1 protein-coding gene is annotated in these 1934 nt (G+C 44.7%); it reads left to right on the top strand.

Features of this window, described 5'->3' with window-relative positions; translation table 11 throughout:
• The first annotated feature begins 558 nt into the window (after positions 1-558).
• Positions 559-1869 (top strand): group II intron reverse transcriptase/maturase, encoded by a 1311-nt coding sequence (gene ltrA, locus CP357_RS09800; protein WP_087236567.1) that lies wholly within the window; start codon positions 559-561, stop codon positions 1867-1869.
• Positions 1870-1934: the final 65 nt, after the last annotated feature.

Below are 1934 nucleotides of genomic sequence, written 5' to 3'. Positions count from 1 at the left end.
TTGTGTGTCGGGCATGACATTTCATCTAGTCTAGTGAAAGTCTAGACCACGGGTAGTTGTCGCCAAGTGTAGTGAACCACAAGCTGATAGCGGTGACGCTATGGGTGAAGGAAGTGGCTAGCGAGTTTTCCGAGCCTACGTACAGAAATCTGGTCAGGCCAAATGGTGGATAAGACTGCAAGACAAGTCGAAGTCCAAAAGACAACCGTAAAACCAAGACGGTAAACCAGGAGGCAGTGGAAAATAAGAGATGAATGTCTTACCCCGAGAGATCTCGTGGACAGGCAAGCCGAGCAAGCTTTAATAACAGCGATCGTAAGCCTGGTCGAAAAAGGTTAGCCACGAGAAGTCAGCTGAGGTCATAGTAGCGATGAAGGCTCTGTAATAGAGCTGGATGCGAAGGACCTAATGTTTGTAAGAGAATATCCTGCTATAAGCAATGTTCAGACAGTCCGAATAAGAGGATAGCCTAGCACAAAGAGAACGTAACTCTTTGATGGTGAAAGCAATTGGGACGATTCCGAATAGATTTACAAATAGAAATGGAGATATCACGAGATGGAATTGATAGAGCAGATTTTAAGCCAAGGCAATCTCAAAGAAGCAATTCACAGAGTCAAAATCAATAAGGGCGCTCCTGGAGTGGACAATAAAACGGTCGATGAGCTTGACGGCTACTTTAAGAAGCACCAAGCGGAAATCAAGGATTCGATCATGAAAATGAAATATCGTCCGCAAGCCGTACGTAGAGTCTACATACCTAAAGCCAATGGCAAGAAGCGTCCGCTGGGAATCCCAACCGTCGTGGATCGGGTAATCCAACAGGCAATCGCCCAAGTCTTGATGAAGATATATGATCCCCGCTTCAGCGACCATAGCTATGGCTTTAGACCAAAACGCAGTGCTCACGATGCCATAGAGCAAGTCTTGGAATACCTAGATGAAGGCTACCAATGGGTAATTGATTTAGACATTGAGAAATACTTTGACACGGTCAATCATGATAAATTAATTTCAATAATCAGAGAGCAGGTAAACGACAAAACCACCCTCCACTTGATCCGGGCATTCCTAAAAGCCGGAATCATGGAAGATGGCTTGGTTAAGCCCAATAAGCTTGGCGTGCCACAAGGCGGACCTCTTTCGCCGATTCTATCGAATATCTATTTAGATAAAATGGATAAGGAATTAGAACAAAGAGGCGTGCACTTCGTGCGCTATGCCGATGACTGCAATATCTTCGTTAAAAGCAAAAAGTCGGCTGATCGGGTCATGAAGTCAATCTCGTCATGGCTAGAAAGGAAACTGTTCTTAAAGGTCAACGCAACTAAAACTAAAGTCGTGCGACCAACCAAGAGCAATTTTCTAGGATTTACCTTCTGGAAAAACGGCGAACGCTGGCAGACAAAGCCAGGAGACGACCGCAAAGCCAAGCTCTACGACAAGATTAGAGAACTGTTGAGTCGCCGTAAAGCAGCTGCCCAGCCCTTATCAGTGGTTTTTACTAAGATAAATCAAGTAGTCAGAGGCTGGATCAACTACTTCAAAATTGGCGATATGAAACACTTTCTGTTTAAATTCAGTCAATGGATGCGCCATAAGATACGAGTAGTAATCATTAAGCAATGGAAGCGCTCCAAAAGAATATATACCAACCTGATGCGAATAAACAAGGCGCTAAAGTGCAACTTTAGCGACGAAGATATCCGCAAAGTAGCCAATGCGCGATTAGGATGGTATAAGCGCAGTGCAGGACAAGTCGTAAATTTCCTGCTCAGTCCCCAAGTCTTAGGGATAAAGAAAGCAGATCGCCCAGGATTGGTCGATCCGCTAGAATATTATATATCTCGTAAAGAATTACAAATGTAGCGCCGGATACGGAACCGTACGTCCGGTGCAATGAGAGGGGCGAGAATTAAACTCCCTCTACTCTA

The organism is Lactobacillus sp. UMNPBX6, assembly GCF_002553975.1.
GTDB lineage: Bacteria > Bacillota > Bacilli > Lactobacillales > Lactobacillaceae > Lactobacillus > Lactobacillus gallinarum.
The sequence above is the reverse complement of the archived record's forward strand: the minus strand, read 5'-3'. Positions and strand labels throughout refer to the sequence as shown.

What these genes read in the sequence shown, in the direction of transcription:
- ltrA (WP_087236567.1), top strand. Translation starts at nt 559, where the DNA reads ATGGAATTGATAGAGCAGATTTTAAGCCAAGGCAATCTCAAAGAAGCA.